The following is a 15,577-nucleotide window of genomic DNA, read 5'->3' as shown; positions in this document are numbered from 1 at the left end:
TGTGTAGCGCTTTTTAGAAGAACTATTTGAAATCGAGCATTGTCGCCCGATTGACATATGAGTCAAAGCATGGCGAAATCAGGCACTGATCTGATTGATGGCATTTACCTGCTTTTAGGACTGAAATGAACCAACTTCGTATGAAACATCTGGTTATCGCTGCAACGACGCTGTGCCTGTTCAGTGTTGCGAGCGCCGCGTTAGCGCAATATGTCTGGCTTGATGAAACGGGGATCAAACAGTATTCCGACATGCCACCGCCCGTCTCAGTGCCGGTCAAACGTATTTTGAAGATGCCGGGGAGTTTTTCCGTTCCATCTTCCGAGGCTGGTCCAACGCCAACGGCGACCAATGGTGAGAACGCCGCGTCAGACGTGGACAAAGCGCCCACTACGCTTGCCGAAAAAAATGCGGCTTTCAATAAACGTAAAACTGACCAAGCTGAAAAAGACAAGAAATTGGCCGATAGTGCCAAAAATGCGGCGACCAAAACCAAAGCCTGCGACAGCGCCCGCGCCTTTCAGCGCACCCTCAGTTCCGGTCAACGCATCGCGCAGGCGGACAAAAATGGACAGCGCGCTTTTTTAGACGACAATCAACGCGGCCAGGCGGCGCGCGACAACCAACAAGTATTGGACGAGTGCAAATAATCTGCGTCCGCTGTCAGGGTCCGAAAAAACTGACCTCTAATCTTGCGATTTCTTAATGGCGCGTTTTCGTCTTGATTCCATGGGATCAGCCGTCAAGCCGCGATAAATCTCCACTCTGTCAAGATCACGGACAACGGTATCTAATGTTTTTAGCTTGCCGAAAATACCAACACGACACTTGTTCAGGTCAATTTCAGGAAATGCTTCCAGCAGGCCGCTGAGTGCAACGGCATCGCGTAACAGCGTGCCTGCGGGGACTGTCACGGCATAAATGGGTTGGGCGGCAAGGGTGCCGTAACAAACTTGAACGCGCACCAAGTGAGGCGGGATATCAGCGCTCACTGCGGCGAAATCGTCGCAGGGTTTGACAGCGCTGGAATTGTTGTCATGCGAGTTAGTCGTCATTCATGGATCTCAAGGATTATTGCCGTAGACAGTCTCAGCACGCTTACAAAACGAGTCGACAAAACTATTTGCGATCATACTGAACACCGGACCAATCAGCTTGTCCAAAATTTTATTTGAAAATTCGTAATGCAGATCGAATTCGATCTTGCATGCATCTGCCCGCAAAGACTTAAAGGTCCAGGTGCCGTCAAGATGCTTGAAAGGTCCTTCCACCAACCGCATTTGCATCGCGACTGGGGCGTTATTGATATTTTCAGTGGTAAACGACTGCTTGATGCCATGATAGTGTATGTTGAGGGTCGCGATCAGTTTGTTGTCGCCTCGCTCGCGCACCTCGACACCGCCGCACCAGGGCAGGAATAGTGGATAATCTTCCACGCGCTCGACAAGCGCGAACATTTGTTCTGCGCTATATCCCAACAATACCGTTTTATGTACAACCGCCATAAGCTTCAACCATTTGATAGAATCACAACTTGAAATTTTAACCGACCTGCCCCATTCTTGACTACATGAGTATTATTGACAACAAAAAAGCTTTTCACGATTACTTCATTGAAGAGCGTTTCGAAGCCGGCATGGTGCTCCATGGCTGGGAAGTAAAAGCAATCCGTGCCGGGCGCGCTCAGCTAAAAGAAGCCTACGTAATTATTCGCGACGGTGAAATATATCTGTTCGGCGCGCATATCAGCGCTTTGCTGAGTGCCTCTACGCACGTCCATCCAGAAGCTGTGCGGACCCGAAAACTGCTTTTGCATGCCGAAGAAATCAAAAGACTGATTATTAAAGTCGAGCGTTCGGGCTTCACGATGATACCGCTGAATTTGCATTACAAAGGCGGCCGCGTCAAATGTGAAATAGGAATTGGCAAAGGTAAAAAGCAACATGACAAGCGCGATACGGAAAGACAGCGTGACGGCGAGCGGGAAGTTCAAAGTGCGATGAAACAACACCGTCGCTGATAATCTGTTCCTCTGAGGACGGCGCCGATCACCATCGCGGCCCGAAATGACAATAGCGCCAGCAATTGATTTTGCTGGCGCTATTATATTTTGCGTCTACTTTAGGCTCGACCAGATTCCGCGCTTGAACAGGACATTATTCGCACACATTAAAGGTTTTTGACGCCTCCCTGAGACTTGACTACTTGCATCGCGGTACTGATCAAGCCACCGATATCGCCCAAATTCGATGGGATGATAATGGCGTTATTCGTTTTCGCCAGTTGGCTAAATGCAGCGACGTATTGCTCAGCCACTTTCAGGTTCGCGGCATCGGTTCCACCAGGCTCTTGCAAGGCAGCGGCTGTTTTACGAATGGCCTCGGCACTTGCCTGCGCAATCGAAAGAATCGCTGCGGCTTGCCCTTCTGCGCGATTAATTGACGCCTGCTTTTCGCCCTCCGATTTCGCAATCGACGCTTCGCGCTCGCCAGTAGCAATATTAATTTGCTCCTGCTTGCGCCCTTCGGAAGCCGCAATCAATGCCCGCTTCTCACGCTCAGCCGTAATTTGAGCCTGCATCGCATGCAAAATTTCTTTTGGTGGCGTCAAATCCTTGATCTCGTAGCGTAATACTTTTACGCCCCAATTAGCTGCCGATTCGTCAATCGCATTCACGATCGTGGTGTTAATGTGATCGCGCTCTTCGAATGTTTTGTCGAGCTCCATTTTACCGATTACCGAGCGCAAGGTAGTTTGCGCCAATTGCGTAATTGCAGCGAGGTAGTTGGATGAGCCATACGATGCGCGCATCGGGTCGGTGATCTGAAAATAAAGAACGCCATCAACTTGCAACTGCGTGTTATCACGCGTGATACACACTTGCGGTGGAACATCAAGAGGGATTTCTTTCAGAATATGCTTGTAGGCAACGCGATCAATGAACGGCAGCACAATACTGAGTCCAGGCCCGAGAGTTGCATGATATTTCCCCAAGCGCTCAACAACCCACGCGTGTTGTTGCGGAACGACTTTGACCGTTTTCATCACAAATACGATGGCGATGAAAAATATGACTAACGTTACGCCCTGGAACATAGTAAATCCCTTCCTCTATTGTTTATTTGAATGACCCGCCACGATTAAGCGACTGCCACGTATTTCCTGAATATAGAATTGCCCGGAATGCGCTACTTCTCCGGAGGCCAATTCAACATCCCACAACGCACCACGATATTTAACTCGTGCTGTATAAAATCCGGCATTGGCGACATCTGCGCCAATATTTTCCTGTGCCCATTTATCGATATTAATTGGCTGCCCAATATCCAGATTGACGTTACGATCCTTGGCAGAGTCGACCTTTTCGCGCTTACCGAATTGACTTCTGCGCACGACAATAGTGCCCGCAACCGATACAATTGCCGCAACCACAAACTGCCACTCCAGACCCGCACCCAACCAGGCTGTTAGCGCACCGGCAGCCATACCGATGGCGATCATCAATAAGTAAAAGGTGCCGGTAAATAGCTCAGCCAATACCAGGCCGCCGCCTAACAGTAACCACCCTATCCATGGCAACATAAATTACTCCCTTGCAATTATTTGTAATAGTTTAACGCACAAAAAAAAATGCGAGCATTTTGCTCGCATTCTTGTAAAAATAATCCAATTAAAAACCTGACTACAGAACCCCTTCAAGCCTGAAATTCAAGCTTGATACGGACACTTATTGCGCTGCAGCCAGATTCTTCCAGGTATCGATCACAGTGTCAGGATTGAGAGACATCGACTCAATACCTTCCTTCATCAGCCATTCGGCAAAGTCAGGGTGATCGGAAGGACCTTGACCGCAGATACCAACATACTTGCCCTTTGCCAGACAAGTGGCTATTACCTTGCTCAACAAGACTTTAATCGCAGGATCACGTTCGTCAAAGTCAGCAGCCAACAGTTCCATCCCGGAATCACGATCAAGGCCCAGAGTGAGCTGGGTCAGATCGTTCGAACCGATTGAGAAACCATCGAAATACTCCAGGAATTCATCCGCCAGAATAGCATTTGAAGGTACTTCGCACATCATGATAACGCGCAGACCATTTTCGCCGCGCACCAGGCCATTTTTGCCTAATAAGCCGATGACTTTTTCAGCCTGGCCAAGTGTGCGCACAAACGGGACCATGATTTCAACGTTGGTCAGGCCCATGTCTTCGCGCACGCGTTTCATCGCCTGGCATTCCATTTCAAATGCTTCCGCAAAATCCTTGGACAGGTAACGTGCGGCGCCGCGGAATCCTAACATCGGATTCTCTTCATCCGGTTCGTAACGTGAACCGCCGATTAATTTCTTGTACTCGTTCGACTTAAAGTCCGATAAGCGAACGATGACGGTCTTAGGCCAGAATGCAGCAGCGATAGTCGCAATACCTTCAGCAAGTTTGTCGACATAAAAAGCTCTAGGCGAAGCGTGACCACGCGCTACCGATTCGACCGCTTTCTTCAAATCGGCGTCAATATTCGGATATTCAAGAATAGCCCGGGGATGTACGCCGATGTTGTTGTTGATGATGAACTCGAGACGCGCCAGCCCAACGCCGCAGTTTGGAATCGACTGAAAGTCAAAAGCCAACTGTGGGTTACCGACGTTCAACATAATTTTCAATGGCAATTCCGGCAGTTCGCCGCGCTCCACTTCGGTCACTTCAGTTTCCAGCAGACCGTCATAGATCTTGCCTTCGTCGCCTTCAGCACAAGACACTGTCACAAAAGTACCATCAACCAGAACATCTGTTGCATCACCGCAGCCTACGACGGCCGGGACGCCCAGTTCACGCGCAATAATCGCCGCGTGGCAGGTACGACCACCACGATTGGTAACAATCGCCGCTGCGCGCTTCATAACCGGTTCCCAGTTAGGGTCAGTCATGTCAGCGACCAATACGTCGCCCGGTTGCACACGCTCCATGTCAGCCGCGTCATGAATCACACGAACCGGACCAGCGCCGATTTTTTGGCCGATAGCACGGCCTGTCGCCAAGACGTTGCTGCTACCTTTGAGCTTGAAGCGCTGTTGCGCATCCGATGGCTTTTCTTGAGACTTTACAGTTTCCGGGCGCGCTTGCAAAATATAAATCTTGCCGTCGCGACCGTCTTTGCCCCACTCGATATCCATTGGACGCTCGTAGTGCTTCTCGATAATGGTGGCGTACTTGGCCAACTCGACGATTTCGGCATCGTTCAGCGAATAACGATTACGCATTTCAATTGGCACGTCAACGGTACGCACGGAACGGCCAGCTTTTGCCTCGCCGGTGAATTCCATTTTTATCAGCTTGGAGCCGATATTGCGACGGATTATCGGCAGTTTGCCTTTTTCCAGCATCGGTTTATGGACGTAGAACTCGTCTGGATTGACTGCGCCCTGCACCACTGTTTCGCCCAAACCGTAGCTTGAGGTAATGAACACAACGTCTTTGAAGCCAGATTCGGTATCGAGCGTAAACATCACACCAGCGGCACCCAGATCCGAGCGCACCATCCGTTGCACACCCGCAGACAGTGCGACTTCAGCGTGGGTGAAACCTTTGTGGACGCGATATGAAATAGCGCGGTCGTTATACAGCGATGCGAACACATGCTTCATGGCTTCGAGTATGTTTTCGATACCGACCACGTTCAGGAAAGTTTCTTGCTGGCCCGCAAACGATGCGTCCGGCAAGTCTTCCGCCGTGGCTGACGAGCGCACAGCAAACGACATCTCGCTGGACGAATCGGCCACCAGACGCTGGTACGACTCCTGAATGTCTTTTTCTAGCTGTGGCTGAAACGGTGTAGCGACAATCCACTCACGAATTTCCGCACCGGCCAGCGCCAAAGCGCGCACGTCTTCGACATCTAGCGTTTCGAGACGATCGGCAATGCGTTGCGCCAACGAAAGACCGCCGTTAGCACTATAGGAAAGAAAATCACGGAAAGCTTGAGCCGTGGTAGCAAAACCACCCGGAACCCGCACTCCCGCCGATGCAAGCTGGCTAATCATTTCGCCCAGCGATGAATTTTTGCCGCCAACGGAATCAACATCCGTCATTCGGAGATTTTCAAAGGGAACAACGTAAGCCGCTCCCTGAGCAGCGCCCATCTGTATTGCATTAGACATAACAACCTCTAGTTTGATGATAAGAAATCTTTAAGTGCTTTCACGCAACCATTCTCTTTTATTCGGCTTTGGCAGATCGCGCTTTAATTTATCCGTTGGCCGTCATTTTATGTCAATTCGCAACTAAAGTGAGAACTAGACTCGTAACAGAATGTGCCAGCTATCAATAAATTGATGATAAGGCTAACTTCTGCCTTGGGCTTTTATCATGTACTCTGTCGTGATGAATAGCATGTCGATTTAGCGCGATCACCACTCTTTTTAACCTCATTTTCCTTTACATACTATGTCAGACGCTCCAGCGCTTCCACTGCCAGCCGCCAATCGCACCGTTTTTTTTGTTTCCGACGGTACCGGAATTACCGCCGAAACGTTCGGGCATTCGGTTCTGACGCAGTTCGAACTACGCTTTAAACAAGTGCGACTTCCGTTTATCGATACCTTGGACAAAGCGTATGAAGCTACGCGCCGCGTTAATGAAGCATTTACGGCGGATGGTAAATTACCAATTGTCTTTTCGACGCTGGTGAAAACAGACCTGTCGAAAGTCATCCAGCAAGCCAAGGCAATGCATATGGATCTAATTCAGACCTTCGTAAAGCCGTTAGAAAAAGAGTTGGGAATCAAATCGACGCATACCGTCGGTCGCAGCCATAACACCGCGAATTCAGAGGAATACAAGAACCGGATCGAAGCCATTAATTTTTCGCTGGCGCATGACGACGGACAATCGAATAAAAATCTGGCCGATGCGAACGTTATTCTGGTGGGTGTATCGCGCTCAGGGAAAACACCGACAAGCTTGTATCTGGCGATGCAATATGGCATTAAAGCGGCGAACTACCCATTGATCCCGGAGGATTTTGTCCGGGAAAAATTGCCGAGCGGCCTCTTGCCCTTCAAACAGAAGATCTTTGGACTCACGATTTTGCCAGAGCGCCTGTCCGAAATTCGTAACGAACGATTGCCTGGCAGCAAATATGCCGCGCTCGCAAATTGTCGCTATGAGATTAATGAGGCTGAGGCAATGATGCGGCGCGAAGGTATCCGCTGGATGTCTTCGACTACCAAGTCGATCGAAGAGATCGCTGCGACGATCCTGCAAGAAATCAAAACGGAAATCGATGGCTAGCCAACGAATGGCCCAGTTGGACCATCCCAAGAGCGCCATAATGGCGCTATCGTTCAAGGTAGCGTTATGCCGACCTCAAAATCGGTCCGCATAAATACCGGCCTGAAGGATTTACTCGGGCTGCGATTGCCGCACTTGTTCAAAAAAGCAAATAGCGGCTGCGGCGGCCACATTTAACGACTCCATTTGCCCCAAGTGCGGAATCACGACTTGCATACTGGATTTTGCCAATAAATCGTCAGCAACGCCCTGTCCCTCATGGCCGAATAACCATGCTATCGGGGTTTTCAAATCGGCCTGAAAGATGCTCTTTTGGGCATAGGAGCTGGTTGCGAGAACAGGTATCTGCGCCGCGCCGACAATCGCCGACAAATCAACGTTCTCAAAAATCTGAAGCAAGAAATGCGCGCCCATGGCAGCGCGTAGCACCTTGGGTGACCATGCGTAGACGGTCCCGGACGAGCAATAAATCTGTTTGATACCGGCAGCAGCGGCGCTACGTAAAATCGAGCCGAGATTACCTGGGTCTTGCAAGTTGTCGAGTAATACTGCAGATTGTGTGATTGCTTCCGGCACGGCAAATTGCGGCGTATCAATGACGAATAACAGACCTACCCCGTTTTCCACCTGGCTAAGAATATTGAACTGCGCATCTGAAAAAGCAACACACTCAACGCCGCCCGATTCAACGCTCGATTCACAGCGCGCGATGATAGCCGCCGCTTCGGGATGCAATAGCGCGCTTTCACTGGCAACACATAATGCCGGAAATCCAAAATGTTGAAGATAGGATTCGGTCAAATGAATCCCTTCCAAAATGGATTTACCCAGCTTACGGCGGGTTTGGGAGCGGGTTGCCAGTAGTTTCAGTTCCTTGTACAAGGAATTGTAAGGGGAAGTAATGAGTTTCATAGTTCTGCCAACATCGCACGCACCGGTGCATACGATTTACGATGGACCGGGGAGACACCATGCAATCTTAGCCGCTCCATGTGCAACGCAGTCGGGTAGCCCTTATGTTGATCGAATGCGTAAAGCGGATACTGCGCATGCAAAATATGCAATGCCGCATCCCGGGCAGTCTTGGCAAGGATCGACGCGGCGGATATCGCTTGTACTTTGTCATCCCCCTTCACAATCGCTTCTGCCCGAACAATCATGACAGGACAGCGATTGCCATCGATCAGCGCAAGCGTGGGTAACATTGATAGCCCTTCGACCGCGCGTTTCATCGCCAACATGCTGGCCTGCAAAATATTCAAGTTATCGATTTCCTCCTCGGAGCATTCCGCAATTGACCATGCTAACGCACACTCTTTAATTTGCACTGCCAATAACTCGCGTCGTTCGGCGGTCAGCTTCTTTGAGTCTCGCAGGCCGATAATCGGGCGTGAAGGGTCAAGTATGACAGCAGCCGCAAAGACCGGTCCGGCGAGCGGGCCACGACCTGCCTCATCAACCCCGCAAACGATATCGTTCGGATACACATAATCGAATAAGGGCAGATCAATTTCGAAGGATTTCAAAGTAATGCCCAGCTATCTAAATAAAAATGAACCAATATCGCCATCGGCGATAAATATACGTCTAAGACGCGTCTAAATATGCGGTTAAAAAAAATAACCACCCGTTTGCATCTTACAACTTAAGGCGACCAATCTTCGAATTTATACGTGCGGTGTTGCCATGCGCAAATCGTAACTCGTAACTCGTAACTCTCAGCAAGCGTCAAACGCTGTTCAGACAAATACAGCATCATCGGCGTTGATCAATAACCTTTAATACTGCTAACGCGCTCTCGTTCGCGGTGTCACGTAATAACGAAAGGTGCATCAGAGTGAATCGCTCACGCAGCTTCTCTCGATGTGGAATGTCCTGTAATTGCTCCCATAGCGCATCAGCCAGTTTTTGCGGCGTTGCTGCATGTTGTAACAATTCGGGTACCAGGAATTCTCGGGCCAATATGTTCGGTAAGCCGATCCACGGCTGATAACTCATATGACGCAAAATTTCCCAGGTGGCGCGCATCATCTTGTAGGCAATTACCATCGGTTTTTTGTAAAGCGCTACTTCCAGCGAGGCCGTCCCGGAGGCAACCAGAACCGCATCCGCCGCTTCCATTGCCACGTGCGAGCGCCCATCGAGTACCTGGATCTCGACGTCCTGCAGCCCGGCTTCTTTGATCAATTCGACAAACAAGGCGCGCTGTTTGGGTCCAGCCATCGGTGCGATAAAGCGGATATTTTTATCGCGCGATGCCAACAATTTTGCGGCCCCGACAAAACTGGCGGTGTTGTATCGCAGTTCCGACAGTCGGCTGCCAGGTAAGATTGCCACCACGGTGGCGGTGGTGGACAAGCCCAACGCAGCACGCGCAGAAGCAACGTCCGGCACCATCGGGATGACTTGCGCAAGCGGATGACCGACATACGTTGCCGGTATTCCGGCCTCACGATAAATGTCTTCCTCGAACGGGAATATCACCAGCATGTGGGACCCGGAGCGTGCGATTTTCTTGATACGGCCGCCGCGCCACGCCCAGATAGATGGGCCGATAAAGTGGACTGTAGGAATGCCTGCCTGATTGAGTTGGGTTTCAAGCCCAAAATTAAAATCGGGAGCGTCCACGCCAATGAAGATGTCTGGCTTTTCAATCAGCAAGCGGTCACGCAAAGCGACCTGAATACCTTTGAGTTCACGATAATGCGCGAGCACTTCGAACAAACCGTTGACTGCCAGCTTATCCATCGCCCAATGACTTACGAAGCCATAATCCGCCATTTTCGGACCACCAATGCCATATATAGAGGCATCAGGTAGCCGCGGCCGTAAGCCGGACAGCAAACAACTCGCTAACAGGTCGCCGGAGGTTTCGCCAGCGACCATTGCGATCGAAACAGGTGGGGTGCCCGACACGTTAGCGAATAATGCCACGTTGGGATGTGCCGATGAAGTCCCGCAGCATGCGAACATATTCCGCAGAGTCCGGTGACTTTAATTCCTCTGCCGCAAGCGCTGCTTTGGCTTGCTCTAAAGGTAAGCCTGAACGATAAATCAATCGATAGGCGCGCTTGATGCTCATGACTTGTTCGCTGCTAAAACCGCGACGCCTTAAGCCTTCGCTATTAATTCCAGCAGGAACTGCCCGATTGCCGGCTGCGGTGACAAATGGCGGTACGTCCTGGCTCACGGCTGCAGTGAAAGCGGTCATGGCGTGCGCACCGATCCGGCAAAATTGATGAATCGTAGTAAATCCACCCAACAAGACCCAGTCACCTACGTGCACGTGTCCCGCCAGGGTCGCATTATTCGCGATGACGGTATGGCTCCCGATCTGGCAGTCGTGTGCCACGTGAACGTATGCCATGATCCAGTTATCGTCACCTAATCTGGTTACGCCAACGTCTTGCGATGTGCCAAGATTAAGTGTGACAAACTCTCGGATTGTATTACCGCTGCCAATCTCCAGGCGGGTCGGTTCGCCAGCATATTTCTTATCCTGGGGGGCCGCACCGATCGAGCCAAATTGAAAAAATGTATTGTCGCGACCAATGCTGGTATGACCCTCAATAACGACATGCGGACCCACTTTGGTGCCTGCATCAATCGTGACATTCGGCCCAATGATCGAATACGCGCCCACTTCGACCGTACTATCAAGCACCGCACGTGAATCGATAACTGCAGTAGGATGAATTCGAGTCATCGATATCACGCAGAAATAGGGGCTGGTGTGACTACATGTTCCGGCGTTACCGCGTGCCGCATTGTGCACATAAACTCAGCCTCGACGGCCAGCTCTCCCTCTACGGTGGCAATCGCTTTGTACTTCCAGATGCCCCGGACAACGCGCAGAATTTCAACTTCCAGCTTGATCTGGTCGCCTGGTTCAATTGGGCGACGGAAGCGCGCCTTATCGATACCCAGAAAATACACGACTGTGTTTTCATCCGGCTTGCGGCCTTCGGTTAAAAAAGAGAGCAATGCCGCTGTTTGCGCCAGCGCCTCAATGGTCAGCACCCCCGGCATGACCGGCTTATTGGGAAAATGACCATTAAAAAACTCTTCATTGATGGTGACATTTTTGATCGCGGTAATCTTTTTACCGCTTTCCCAATTCAGCACGCGATCAACCAGCAGCAACGGGTAACGATGCGGTAGGTATTCTTTGATCTGGCAGATATTGAGACCATTATTAAGACTGTTCATTATTTTTTTCTGTAAGCTCTTTGATGGATTTTTCGAGTGCGCGGATTTTATTTCGCGTGGCGCTCAAATTGCGCACCAACGCTGCCGATTTTTCCCACTCGCCGTGTTTTGCAATTGGATAGAATCCCGTGTACTGGCCTGGCTCCAGAATGGAACGTAACGCCAGCGTTCCAGCTGAAACGTGTACATGATCGACGATGGTGATATGGCCGTGGATCATGGCCGCACCACCGATAGAACAATATTTCCCGATTGTAGCGCTCCCGGCAATGCCGGCACACGCAGCAATCGCTGTGTGGGCGCCAATATGGCAGTTATGCGCAATCTGGATCTGATTGTCCAGTTTGACCCCTTCTTCGATCACGGTATCGGTTAAGGCACCACGATCAATAGTCGTGTTGGCACCTATTTCAACATCATCCCCGATCAAAACGCGACCGGTTTGTGGAATTTTGACCCAGACGCCAGCGTCATTTGCAAAGCCGAATCCATCCGCCCCGATGACGACTCCAGAGTGAATGATACCGCGCTGGCCGATTTCACAGCCTGCATATATTGTGACATGCGCGTGCAAACGGGTCATCGCACCTATTTTTGCAGCGCGACCGATCACACATCCAGCGTCGATATGCGCGTGGTCCGCAATCACCGCATCTGCCTCAATAACGACATTAGCACCAATAAAGGCTGTCGCTGCTACGCTTGCAGATGGGTCCACAACTGCTGAGCGGTGTGTCCCAGCGGGCACAACCGGAGCATTTAGCGCAGCAAAAAATTGGGCAACCCGCGCGAAATATGCATAGGGATTGGATACAACGATACGTGCGCCCAGATAGCTAGCGCTGACAACCGCATCGTCAGCGGCAGATAATATCATCGCCGCTGCCTGACTTTGCGTTGCCTGGACTCGGAACTTGGGATTGGAGAGAAACGTAATCTGCGTTGCCGTGGCATCATTCAACGGCGCGATCCCAGATATCTTAATATCTGGACCGCCAATTAGCTGGCCGCCCAAGCTTTCGACCAGTTGTTTCAGCCGAGTGCTCATTGTGGCCTTATTCAATAATTTGCTTACTTGTTAAGTGCCTTCAGCACTTTATCGGTAATGTCGATACGTTTATTCGCATAAACCGCGTCCTGAAAGACGATATCGTAATTTTCAGCGTCGGCAATTTGCTTGATAACCTTATTGGTTCGCTCCAGTACTATTGCCAACTCTTCGTTACGACGTTGGTTCAAATCTTCTCTGAACTCGCGTTGCTTACGTTGAAAGTCCTTGTCCAGATCGGCCAATTCGCGCTGACGCTTTAACCGATCTGATTCGGGAATAACTGCAGAGTCTTTGTCAAGTTTGTCAGCCATACCTTTGAGTCGGGCTGCCAAATCCTGCAGATCCTTATCGCGCTTGGAAAACTCTGCCTGAATTTTGGCATCCGCAGCCTTCGCAGGGGCAGCTTCACGGAAGATACGCTCGTTGCTCACAAAAGCGATCTTTGAGCCTTCCTGCGCATAAACCGATGCGGTCGAGGTGAGAAAAAAAGCCAGGACCGCAACCCATTTCAGCGATGCGAATGATGTAGTAAGAGACTTCAAAGCCGTTCTCCGCTATTCAAATTAAACATTATGCCATTCTTGTACAACTGTGCCATATCTTAGAAGCCAGTGCCTAACTGGAACTGGAAATGCTGCACTTTATCAGAAACGCTTACGCCGTCGATAATTTGCGTTTTAGCATTCAAAGGCATACCCCAGCTCAACTTGAGAGGTCCAATCGGCGACACCCAACTCAAGCCAAAACCGGTCGAGTAACGTAAATCTTTGAATGACATGGGTGTCTTGTCAGCAAAGACCTGACCACCATCGAGGAAGGTAAACCAGCGTAATGTGCGGTCGTTACCTGAACCCGGGAACGGAAATTGCAATTCAAGATTACCGAATATACGCTTCGAACCGCCTAACGAATCACCGTATTGATCGACCTTGGAACCCAAAGTTGATGCCTCGTAACCACGTACGGTTCCGATACCACCAGCATAATAGTTTTTAAACACTGGGTAAGCCTGCCCAAACAGCCCCGCGCCATAATCAACCTCCCCGTTCATTGCCAGGGTCACAGCATTTCCAAACAACGGTTGGAAGTATTGATGTTGATAACTTGCTCTGTAGTAACGTAAGGTTCCGACTGCAGATACCTCAAGATTAGCCCGTTGATAGCGGCCTCTTGTCGGGACAAGGGCACTATCGCGACTATCGCGTTGCCAGGCGGCAGTCAGCGGGAAACTCGTAGTGGCTGCAGAGCTTGGATTTGTGAGGAATCCTGTCGTAGGGTCAAGTCTGCCATTCCCAAAGTCGGCAACATATTGCTGATAAAGACTTGGGCTTAGACCGTCCGCATAAACCTTGGTATTTTCAACGCCGATACCAAAGAAAATAGTGTCCAGTTCCGAGAAAGGAACACCAAATTTAACGTCACTACCCAGGGTACGAACTTTATAGTCACCTTGCGTGTAGACCGAAGGACTGACTGTGCGCAGATATAAATCGTAAGTCCGGCTCACACCATCGTCGGTGAAATACGGATTGGTTTGTGACACTGCGATAGTCCGGTTGGTATGACTGGTATTTACTTCCAGACCGACCGTATTACCACTACCAAACGCATTTTGTTGTTGAATCGAACCAGTTAAACTGACTTTATCCGCCTGAGAAAAGCCCGCACCGACCATGATGTTGCCGGTCGGTTTTTCGGTCACAGTCATGTTGACATCAACTTGATCAGTGGTACCCGCGACTTCCGGCGTTTCAATATTTACATCCTTGAAATAGCCCAGACGATCGACGCGGTCACGAGATAATTTAATATTCGAACCGTCATACCAGGAGTCCTCGAATTGACGGAACTCGCGACGAACGACTTCGTCCCGCGTCTTGGTGTTACCAGCTACGTTGATGTGACGAACGTAGACCCGTTTACCTGGGTCAACCATAATCGTGAACGCGACTTCTTTGTTAGCACGATCCAGTATCGGATTGGCATTAACGTTAGCGAATGCATAGCCGAAATTACCCAGGCGCTCTGAAATTTTCTTGGTGGTATCCGTCAACTTCTGGCCTGAGAATACTTCACCTTTTTTTAGTTGAATCAATGACTTAAGCTCATCTTCACGACCAAACATTTCGCCTTCCAGCTTGACGTCGGAAACGGTAAATTTATCGCCTTCATTAATATTCAACGTCACGTAAATATCTTTTTTGTCTGGCGTAATCGATACCTGACTCGATTCGATCTGCATTTCAAGATAGCCGCGGTTCAGATAATAAGAACGCAAGGTCTCAATATCGGTCGCCAGCTTTTCCTTGGAATATTGATCAGCCTTGGTGTACCAGGTGAACCAACCTGGCGAGCGCAGATTTAGCTGTTCGCGCAACTGCTTATCCGAAAAAACTTTATTGCCAACAAAATTAATTTGCTTGATCCGGGACACATCGCCTTCATCCACGGCGAAGTTGATGTTGACGCGATTGCGCTCTACCGGTGTGACCGTTGTGGTGACTTTCATACCATACAAGCCACGAGACAAATATTGTCGCTTCAACTCTTGCTCAGCACGATCTACCAGCGCTTTATCGTAAATCCGCGACTCGCCGACGCCGATCTGCTTCAGCGCTTTGGTGAGCTGATCTTTATCGAATTCTTTGGTTCCAGAGAACGCAACACCAGCAATTGCTGGCCGCTCCTCGACCATGATCACTAACACATTGCCATCGGACTCGACTCTGACGTCTTTAAAGAAGCCAGTGGCATACAGTGCTTTGATCGAAGCTGTGGCCTTTTCATCGTCGAAAGTATCTCCTACGTGCACTGGGAGATAGTTGAATACGGTGCCAGCTTCGGTCCGTTGAATACCTTCAACGCGAATATCCTTGATCACAAATGGCTGCACAGCCATCGCCTGACCTGAACAAATGGCGAAAGCCGCAATAGCGATCAAACGACGGGGAAGAATCGACAAAGGGAACTGCTGGGAATGTAATTTCATTAGCGATCGTTTGTTATCAATGTCCTTGCCGACTACGATTGT

16 protein-coding genes are annotated in these 15,577 nt (G+C 50.0%); 3 read left to right on the top strand and 13 right to left on the bottom strand.

Features of this window, described 5'->3' with window-relative positions; translation table 11 throughout:
* Positions 1–125 precede the first annotated feature (125 nt).
* Positions 126–650 carry a DUF4124 domain-containing protein gene (locus JQN73_RS18030; RefSeq protein ID WP_205320346.1) on the top strand — a complete coding sequence of 175 codons (525 nt, stop codon included), beginning with the start codon at positions 126–128 and terminating at the stop codon, positions 648–650.
* A gap of 36 nt (positions 651–686) precedes the next feature.
* Here the strand turns inward: JQN73_RS18030 and JQN73_RS18025 are convergent, their stop codons facing one another.
* On the bottom strand, positions 687–1,055 hold the full coding sequence (locus JQN73_RS18025) for an RnfH family protein (protein ID WP_205320345.1): 369 nt from the start codon (positions 1,053–1,055) through the stop codon (positions 687–689).
* Between the two features lie 9 nt (positions 1,056–1,064).
* Positions 1,065–1,505: a type II toxin-antitoxin system RatA family toxin gene (locus JQN73_RS18020; RefSeq protein ID WP_205320344.1), complete on the bottom strand. Its 441-nt coding sequence runs from the start codon at positions 1,503–1,505 to the stop codon at positions 1,065–1,067.
* A 65-nt stretch (positions 1,506–1,570) separates the two neighbouring features.
* Here JQN73_RS18020 and smpB point away from each other — a divergent pair, with 65 nt between their 5' ends.
* A complete protein-coding gene (gene smpB, locus JQN73_RS18015) occupies positions 1,571–2,020 on the top strand; it encodes an SsrA-binding protein SmpB (RefSeq protein WP_205320343.1) in 450 nt (149 codons plus the stop codon).
* Between the two features lie 149 nt (positions 2,021–2,169).
* On the opposite strand, the gene JQN73_RS18010 is transcribed toward smpB, so the two are convergent.
* The 3 genes from JQN73_RS18010 to ppsA form a co-directional block, all read right to left on the bottom strand.
* Positions 2,170–3,096, bottom strand: coding sequence for an SPFH domain-containing protein (locus JQN73_RS18010; protein ID WP_205320342.1), 927 nt, complete (start codon positions 3,094–3,096; stop codon positions 2,170–2,172).
* Between the two features lie 15 nt (positions 3,097–3,111).
* Positions 3,112–3,582, bottom strand: coding sequence for an NfeD family protein (locus JQN73_RS18005; RefSeq protein WP_205320341.1), 471 nt, complete (start codon positions 3,580–3,582; stop codon positions 3,112–3,114).
* Positions 3,583–3,727: 145 nt separating this feature from the next.
* Complete coding sequence (gene ppsA / locus JQN73_RS18000; RefSeq protein ID WP_205323446.1) at positions 3,728–6,136, bottom strand: phosphoenolpyruvate synthase; 2,409 nt, start codon at positions 6,134–6,136, stop codon at positions 3,728–3,730.
* A gap of 304 nt (positions 6,137–6,440) precedes the next feature.
* Here ppsA and JQN73_RS17995 point away from each other — a divergent pair, with 304 nt between their 5' ends.
* Positions 6,441–7,286, top strand: a complete 846-nt coding sequence (locus tag JQN73_RS17995) for a pyruvate, water dikinase regulatory protein (protein WP_205320340.1) — start codon at positions 6,441–6,443, stop codon at positions 7,284–7,286.
* 111 nt (positions 7,287–7,397) lie between these two features.
* Here the strand turns inward: JQN73_RS17995 and JQN73_RS17990 are convergent, their stop codons facing one another.
* The 8 genes from JQN73_RS17990 to bamA form a co-directional block, all read right to left on the bottom strand.
* On the bottom strand, positions 7,398–8,198 hold the full coding sequence (locus JQN73_RS17990) for an RNA methyltransferase (RefSeq protein WP_205320339.1): 801 nt from the start codon (positions 8,196–8,198) through the stop codon (positions 7,398–7,400).
* Entirely contained in the window at positions 8,195–8,812 is a 618-nt protein-coding gene (rnhB, locus tag JQN73_RS17985; RefSeq protein WP_205320338.1) for a ribonuclease HII, read from the bottom strand. The genes JQN73_RS17990 and rnhB overlap by 4 nt, the downstream gene beginning before the upstream one ends.
* A 229-nt stretch (positions 8,813–9,041) precedes the next feature.
* Positions 9,042–10,220 carry a lipid-A-disaccharide synthase gene (gene lpxB / locus JQN73_RS17980; RefSeq protein WP_255542191.1) on the bottom strand — a complete coding sequence of 393 codons (1,179 nt, stop codon included), beginning with the start codon at positions 10,218–10,220 and terminating at the stop codon, positions 9,042–9,044.
* On the bottom strand, positions 10,204–10,992 hold the full coding sequence (gene lpxA, locus JQN73_RS17975; protein WP_205320336.1) for an acyl-ACP--UDP-N-acetylglucosamine O-acyltransferase: 789 nt from the start codon (positions 10,990–10,992) through the stop codon (positions 10,204–10,206). The genes lpxB and lpxA overlap by 17 nt, the downstream gene beginning before the upstream one ends.
* Positions 10,993–10,997: 5 nt before the next feature.
* Positions 10,998–11,495 carry a 3-hydroxyacyl-ACP dehydratase FabZ gene (gene fabZ / locus JQN73_RS17970; RefSeq protein ID WP_205320335.1) on the bottom strand — a complete coding sequence of 166 codons (498 nt, stop codon included), beginning with the start codon at positions 11,493–11,495 and terminating at the stop codon, positions 10,998–11,000.
* On the bottom strand, positions 11,482–12,543 hold the full coding sequence (gene lpxD, locus JQN73_RS17965; RefSeq protein WP_205320334.1) for a UDP-3-O-(3-hydroxymyristoyl)glucosamine N-acyltransferase: 1,062 nt from the start codon (positions 12,541–12,543) through the stop codon (positions 11,482–11,484). Before lpxD ends, fabZ begins: the two co-directional genes overlap by 14 nt.
* A gap of 23 nt (positions 12,544–12,566) precedes the next feature.
* On the bottom strand, positions 12,567–13,088 hold the full coding sequence (locus JQN73_RS17960) for an OmpH family outer membrane protein (RefSeq protein ID WP_205320333.1): 522 nt from the start codon (positions 13,086–13,088) through the stop codon (positions 12,567–12,569).
* A gap of 59 nt (positions 13,089–13,147) precedes the next feature.
* Positions 13,148–15,535, bottom strand: a complete 2,388-nt coding sequence (gene bamA, locus JQN73_RS17955) for an outer membrane protein assembly factor BamA (RefSeq protein WP_205320332.1) — start codon at positions 15,533–15,535, stop codon at positions 13,148–13,150.
* Between the last annotated feature and the right edge of the window lie 42 nt (positions 15,536–15,577).

Origin of the sequence: Glaciimonas sp. PAMC28666 (assembly GCF_016917355.1) — a bacterium.
GTDB lineage: Bacteria > Pseudomonadota > Gammaproteobacteria > Burkholderiales > Burkholderiaceae_D > Glaciimonas.
Note: the sequence above shows the minus strand (reverse complement) of the source record. Positions and strands in the feature narration are given on the sequence as shown.